General features: G+C 52.7%; 6 protein-coding genes. 4 read left to right on the top strand and 2 right to left on the bottom strand.

Annotated elements, in window-relative coordinates; all coding sequences use genetic code 11:
• On the top strand, nucleotides 1-581 hold a 581-nt coding region (locus Q0526_RS02630; protein ID WP_298730588.1), incomplete at its 5' end, for an AraC family transcriptional regulator.
• A 104-nt stretch (nucleotides 582-685) separates the two neighbouring features.
• Here the strand turns inward: Q0526_RS02630 and Q0526_RS02625 are convergent.
• Entirely contained in the window at nucleotides 686-1252 is a 567-nt protein-coding gene (locus tag Q0526_RS02625) for a thymidine kinase (protein ID WP_298730587.1), read from the bottom strand.
• A gap of 20 nt (nucleotides 1253-1272) precedes the next feature.
• Nucleotides 1273-1911: a redox-sensing transcriptional repressor Rex gene (locus Q0526_RS02620; protein ID WP_298730586.1), complete on the bottom strand. Its 639-nt coding sequence runs from the start codon at nucleotides 1909-1911 to the stop codon at nucleotides 1273-1275.
• 304 nt (nucleotides 1912-2215) lie between these two features.
• Between Q0526_RS02620 and Q0526_RS02615 the strand changes: the two genes are divergently transcribed.
• The 3 genes from Q0526_RS02615 to Q0526_RS02605 all read left to right on the top strand — a co-directional run bounded on the left by Q0526_RS02615 (nucleotide 2216) and on the right by Q0526_RS02605 (nucleotide 7156).
• Nucleotides 2216-2935, top strand: a complete 720-nt coding sequence (locus Q0526_RS02615) for an ATP-dependent Clp protease proteolytic subunit (protein WP_298730584.1) — start codon at nucleotides 2216-2218, stop codon at nucleotides 2933-2935.
• A gap of 146 nt (nucleotides 2936-3081) precedes the next feature.
• On the top strand, nucleotides 3082-6180 hold the full coding sequence (locus Q0526_RS02610) for a DNA translocase FtsK (RefSeq protein ID WP_298730583.1): 3099 nt from the start codon (nucleotides 3082-3084) through the stop codon (nucleotides 6178-6180).
• Entirely contained in the window at nucleotides 6158-7156 is a 999-nt protein-coding gene (locus tag Q0526_RS02605) for a ComEC/Rec2 family competence protein (RefSeq protein ID WP_298730581.1), read from the top strand. The genes Q0526_RS02610 and Q0526_RS02605 overlap by 23 nt, the downstream gene beginning before the upstream one ends.
• The last annotated feature ends 28 nt before the right edge of the window (nucleotides 7157-7184 follow it).

Below are 7184 nucleotides of genomic sequence, written 5' to 3'. Positions count from 1 at the left end.
TTGCGGCTGCATTTCCCGAGGTGGACTTTTTCTCTTTCTTGACAGAGGAGCACAATCACCTCTTGTCCAGTATCACCGTTAAGCAGCAAAATCATATCCAAAGTATGTTGCAGCAGCTTTTGTTGCTGGACAGTGACACTTCGCAGGAAGGGGAGGCCATGCGGAAAATGCTGCTGGCCACACTGTTGCTGGAACTCAAGTCGCTGTGTCGGCAGCAACAAGCGCAGGGGGGCGAAAAAGGGCGCGTCACCAATCATATTGTGGATCAGATTCAGGCCTATATTGCACAGCACTATGCTGAAAAGCTCACCCTGACGGGAATCGCGAGTCAATTTTATATCAGTCCTTACTACCTGAGTCGGCTATTCAAGAAGTCCACCAACCTGAGCCTGATTGAGTACATCAACGGTGTGCGAATCAAAGCGGCCCAAAACTTGATCGAAAAATCCGGGGAAAGTATTTCGGTGGTAGCCGAAAAGACGGGGTTTATGACTACGGCCCATTTCCGTCGTGTCTTTAAGGATGCAACCGGACTTTCGCCACAGCAGTACCGCCAATACTATAAGAGGGTCAACAAATAGCCAATAAAAAGAGCCGCCGCATCTTCCTGTAAGATGCGGCGGTTTTATTTATGCTGATAGAAGAAACTTACTGCTTGCCGTGCCGTTTTAAAAAAGCTCGGTATTCACCAACACTGAGGACATAGGCTCTGGTATTCCACATTGTCCACTGTATCAATCGCCACTTGTGCGCCTTCGAACACAAATTCACCGTTAACCTTACGTCCGTTGCAAATAGCTTTGCGTCCGCAGGCGCAGATCGTTTTGAGCTCTTCGATGGTGTGCGCCAATTCTAACAACCGGGTAGAACCGGGGAAACCACGCATCATAAAGTCGGCGCGTAGACCGTAACAAATCACGGGGATTCCCAAATCCACCGTGACCAAAAACAACTGTTCTGCCTGTTCGGGTGTGAAAAATTGGCTCTCGTCGCACAGCACGCAAGCAGGCGCGCCGTGTGCTGCGGTGTCAGCTCGAACCAGTTCTACAACATTCATTTCAGGGGTGACAAGGACATCTACTTTACAACTGATGCCCAGCCGGGAAACGATAGAATCCTGCCCTTTGGTATCGATAGCGGGCTTTAGGATTAAGACACGCATACCGCGCTCTTTGTAGTTGTAGGCGACCTGCATTAAAGCGGTGGTTTTGCCGCTGTTCATTGCCCCGTAGCGAAAATATAATTTGGCCATACGAAGTGTTGATTCCTCCGTTAGTCTTTATTGCGCAGCCGGTAGCCAAGGCTCATCAGACTGTCGCCTAAATGGACGTTCTCCACGGTTAGATCCGGATATTCCACCGAGAGATCGTAATGGCTGAAATTCCACACGCCTTTGATGCCGTAAGATACCAAATCACTGGCCAGATCAATGGCGCTTTGCCGCGGCACACACAAAACCGCAACTTCGGGATGGTGTTCGGCGCAGAAGGTGGAAAGGTCCTGCAGCGGCAAAATCGGCACGCCGCACATCTCCTTGCCGAAAAGGTCTGGGTTGATATCGAATACGCCAATCAAGCGATAGCCGTTGGTATCACGGCTGATAAAGCTGGAAACGGCAGATCCCAGATGACCGGCACCAATCAGAATGGTGGGCAGCCGTTCGCCATCTCCGAACAGCAGCTTGCCGATTTCGGCACGGAGGACATCCACCTTGTAGCCGATGCCCTGCTGACCAAACCCGCCGAAACAGTTAAAGTCTTGTCGGACCTGACTGGCAGTAGTGCCCATCATATGAGACAACTCGCTGGAGGAAATTTTTTCTTTGCCGTCTGCGGACAAATTGGTCAGATAACGATAGTACTTTGGAAGTCGTTTGATGACCGGCAAAGATACTTTGTTTTGAACCGCCATAAAACATTACCTCACATTAGGCCGGCAGGAATAGCTGCACGGCGAATTTCCATGTACGCAATTTTATAATTTATTATAAATACTCTCTGTGAAATTGTCAATTTTTTATCTAAGTTTTTTGGCAATTTTTTCACATAAGAATTCTTTGACAAAAAAATAGAGCAATTTTTATGCGATTTTTTCGAGTAAAAGGGGAGAAGTGGAGGAAACAAAACAATTTTGTGGGCAATAAATAAGAGAATAGTCCCAGATACAGGCGCACATACTGTACACAGCATTGAAGAGAGAAGGAGCTGTGCATACGATGGAACCTACTGCGAAAAAGGCGAAAACCAAAAGCAATTTCAACCCGACCGAAACGGCCGCGCTCAAACGGCTGGAACATGATTTGATCACTGAGGATGGCATTGTGCCCGCGACCAAAGGGCGGCATGCAATCCATTGTTTGACAGTGATCGGCACCATCGAGGGACATACGCTGGCGCCGGACAGCCAAAAGACCACCAAGTATGAACATGTGATTCCGCAGTTGGTAGATATCGAGGAAGATCCCGAAATCGAAGGGCTGTTGGTAATTTTGAATACCGTAGGCGGGGACGTGGAAGCTGGGCTCGCCTTGGCAGAGCTGATTGCCGGTGTAAACAAACCCAGTGCCACGCTGGTGCTGGGGGGCGGACACTCCATTGGTATTCCGCTGGCTGTGTCTGCCCGGCGCAGTTTTATTGTGCCCACGGCCACGATGACGGTGCATCCTGTGCGCCATTCGGGTATGGTGTTGGGGGTGCCTCAGACGCTGCGATATTTTGAGCAGATGCAGGAGCGTATTGTGGGGTTTGTGGCGGGACATTCCGGCATTACAGCGCGGCGTTTTACCACGTTGATGCATAACACCGGAGAGTTGGTCATGGATATGGGAACGGTGTTGGATGGCCGTCAAGCGGTGGAAGAGGGCTTGATCGATGAGCTGGGTGGCTTATCGGATGCGTTGCAATATTTGTATAAAGAGATCGAAAAAAAGTCCTGACACATCTCGGGAAAAATCCATAAATGAGTCGCGGGATTTTCCATTTACAACCCCCGGCATTCGTGATAAAATAAAAACCGAATATTCGCTGGGCACAAAGTGCCTACTTATTTTATATAGAGTGTTATAGAGGGGTATTTTTCAGCATGGCTCAATCTCGTTCCAATAAAAACAGCAAAAAGAAATCTAGTACCAGCCGTAGCTCGTCCAGCCGCGGACGGAGCTCTTCTTCACGTTCTTCGTCCCGCAGCAAAAAGACGGTTTCCCGGCGCGCTCAGCGCCGGGCCGAAACGCCCAACCTGCTTCGCAGTGTGTTGCTTGCAGGGGTGGGCTTGCTTTGCGTTGCCATGGTGCTTGTGCCGGGGCAAAATATCTGGAAGGCAATGCGGGGCGGCTTATTTGGTATTTTTGGAATCATGACCTATTTGGTGGGACCGTTTTTGTTGTATCTGGCCTACCTACTGGCGTCCGGATACCGTGTAGGACTTTTCGCGGGCAAAGTGGTGCTGATGGGAACGCTGTGCGCCAGTGTCCCCGTGGTCTTCTCCAAAGTGTCTGTCAGTGAGGCCAACGCATGGGAAATCATCAAGATGCTCTATGCCCGCGGACAGACAGGCTTTTGGGAAGGCGGCGTAATCGGCGCGCCTATCGGTGCTACACTATTGGCACTTTTTGGACGACCGGCCTCCAACTTTGTTATGTTGTTGGTGTTCGCTTTGGGATTGATGGTGTTTTTTGCCATTACTCCGGTGGATGTGGTACAGTTCCTCAATGGGCAATACCAAAAAGTACAGCAGGCACGGGCAGAGCGGGAAGCGTCGGAAGCTGCTTACGATACCCAGTTGTTCGGGGAGGAGCTGGAAGAGGAACCTATTGAAAATTTGACCGGAACGCTTCCAGATGCTCCGCGCCGCCATCACCCTGCCTATGACGTGATTGCAGACACAGGGCGTATCCCGACCGCGCAGACGGCCGCGACACCGGTGATGCCCAGTATGGCGGGCATGGCTGGTGTGGCACCGCGAGCTTCTTTTGATGTGGACCTTGGTCCCGGACCGGAAGGGCAGGCCCTCAAGCAAGCGGTGGAACATGATCCGCTGGAACCGGTTACCATTGGGCCTGGGGGCACTTTTGGCATGGATCCGCTGTCGCATCTGTCAGATTCGCAGCGCTTCCATGCGCCAAAGCGGGAACCGGAACCTGCACCTGCACCGCAGGAAAACTTTGAGCTGACATTGCAGCCCGAGCAGCCAACGGTGACCGCGGAGAGCGATGAGCTGGACAATCTCATCAACCGGGCTGTCAGCGGCCATGCGCCGTACTATACTGCGCAGGAAACAGAATCTATCTATGGGCATGCAACAGACTCGCAAGAGTTTTCGGTGCCGCTGCATCCTGACGTTCAAAATGAGGGCTTTGATACACCGTTGGTACCGGTGGAGCCGGATACGAGCTCGATGGCGCCACAGACGGTTTCTGCAATTCCCACACTGAACGGCAGTTTTGATGATGTGGGACAAGCTGCTGGGGCGGCATGGCAATCGGGACGACCGTTGTCGGATCTGCTGGAACAGCAAAATGGAACCACGACTGTGCAGCCGACGGGAACGGAGTCCTCCTTCACGGTACCGCAGGGCGGGACGGCTGCACACCTGCAGGTCAGTGCAACAGTGGGAAATTCGGCAGGGGCACCTTTATATACGCCGCCTTCGGCCGCAAAAGCTGATCCGAATGCCATGCGCTTGGATACGGCGCAGAAAGAGCCGCCTAAACCGTACTGCTATCCTTCACTGAATTTGTTTAATGCCACGCGCCCCGATGATGAAGCCGGAGCGGCGCGGGAAATGAAGAAGAATGCCGATACGCTGGTGAATACACTGGAAAGTTTCGGTGTTAAAACGAAGATTCTGGATATCTGCCGCGGTCCGTCGGTGACGCGGTATGAATTGCAGCCGCAGGCCGGTATTAAGGTCAGCCGGATCACAAGCCTTGCCGATGATATCGCCCTTAATTTGGCAACGGCAGGCGTCCGAATCGAGGCTCCGATTCCCGGCAAGCCGGCAGTGGGCATCGAGGTGCCTAACAAGATTCGTTCTACCGTCAACATTCGTACAGTGTTTGAGTCACAGAATTACATCAATATGCGCAGCCCGCTGACGATGGCCCTTGGCAAAGATATTGCCGGTACGGCTCAGGTGGCAGATTTGTGCAAAATGCCCCATTTGCTGATTGCAGGTTCTACCGGCAGCGGTAAGTCGGTGTGCGTCAACTCGATTATCATCAGCTTTTTGTTCCGCTCAGGACCGGAGGATGTGAAGCTGATCCTCATCGATCCGAAGGTAGTGGAACTGGCGGAATATAATGGTATCCCGCATCTTTTGATGCCGGTAGTCACCGAGCCTCGGAAAGCTGCCGGCGCTTTGGGGGCCAGCGTGGCGGAGATGGAACGCCGCTACAAGTTGTTTGCCGAAAACAATGTGCGTGAGATCAAAGCGTACAACAAATTGGCAGCGCAGACAGGAATGGAGCATCTGCCGTATATCGCCATCATTATCGACGAGTTGGCCGATTTGATGATGGTAGCCGGCAAAGAGGTGGAAGATTACATCTGCCGCATTGCGCAAAAAGCCCGTGCCGCAGGCATTCATCTGATTGTAGCTACCCAGCGTCCCAGTGTGGACGTCATCACCGGCCTGATCAAGGCAAACATCCCTAGCCGTATTGCTTTTGCGGTTTCCAGCCAGATTGACTCGCGTACGATTCTGGATACCTCGGGCGCCGAAAAACTGCTGGGCAACGGTGATATGCTTTTCCTGCCGGTGGGCGCGGCCAAGCCGGTGCGTGTGCAGGGCACCTTTGTGACCGATGAGGAAATCGGCGCAGTGCTTAGCTTTATCAAATCCACTTCCTCCTCTCAGTACGACGAGGAAATGATCGCCGAGATGGAGCGCCGTGCAGTGGCAGAAAAGGGCAGAAAAAAAGGTGACGATGATGGGGATGGCAGCGGAGCGCTGGACCCCATGTTTGAGCAAGCCGTGGAGTGTGTCATCGAAGCGGGACAGGCTTCTACCAGTTTGCTGCAGCGTCGCTGCAAATTGGGGTATGCCCGTGCAGCTCGCATTATGGATCAAATGGAGCAGGAAAAGATCATCGGTCCCTACGAAGGGGCAAAGCCCCGTGCAGTTTTGGTTACGCGGGCACAATGGCAGGAGCGTAAATTGAATGCGCAGTACGAGGAAGCGTAACACAAAACGTCGGCGCAGTAAGCGTCTGTACCGTAAAATTGTTACCGGACTATCGGTTCTTTTGCTGGCAGTAGTTGCCTTTGTGGTAGAATACCATGGCGGTTTTGGCGGGGTTCCTAGTTGGTCGGAGCTATATACGGCGCTAGGCGTGCCGATGGAAGGGCCGGATCCACAGCTGCTGACGGACAGTACGACTACGGTGTCTGTGCTGGACGTTGGGCAGGGGGACTCCGTGCTGATCGGTCAGGATGGTGAGTATTGCTTAATCGATACCGGCACGGCAGAGTCCCGGGAACAGTTGGTGCAGGATCTGCAATGGGCCGGAATCACTGAACTCAAGTATCTGGTATTGACCCATCCTCACGCCGACCATACAGGCGGTGCCCTTACCGTGCTGGAGCATTTTCCCGTAGAGCAAGTGTTGCTCCCGGTATGGGAAGCGGAAGAATCCCCTTGGCCTCGTGGCCTGCAAGAGGAGGCTGAAGCGGCTGGGGTTTCTATCGTAGAAACGGAAGAAGGAAACAGCTACACGCTGGGCAGCGGAGTTTTGCATGTCTTGCAAGGTGGCAGTGCATGGATGGAAGAGGAAGATGACGCCAACAATGGCTCACTCTGTTTGTTGTTTGAAGCAGGTGGTTTCCGATATTTGGCTACCGGCGATGCGGAGGAGTCGGCCGAACAGGCTTTGGTAGACCGCTATGGCCGCAATTTACAGGCTACGTTATATAAGGCGGGGCATCACGGCTCTTCCACATCCAGTGGTGAGGAACTGCTGGAGGTGGTGCAGCCGCAGGCTGCGGTAATCAGTTGTGGGTTGGATAATGAGTATGGACATCCGCATGAGGAGGTCCTGCGTCGTATGGAAGCGGCAGGCATCGAAATTTACCGTACAGATACGATGGGAACTATAACGTTCACCTACGAAGATGGTGCACTGCATGCAGTTACGGCGGATACCGGACAAGCGGCGGCTTAAACCCCGCAATAGAAGAGAAGGGAATAGA

This window comes from uncultured Subdoligranulum sp. (assembly GCF_937890665.1).
Note: the sequence above shows the minus strand (reverse complement) of the source record. Positions and strands in the feature narration are given on the sequence as shown.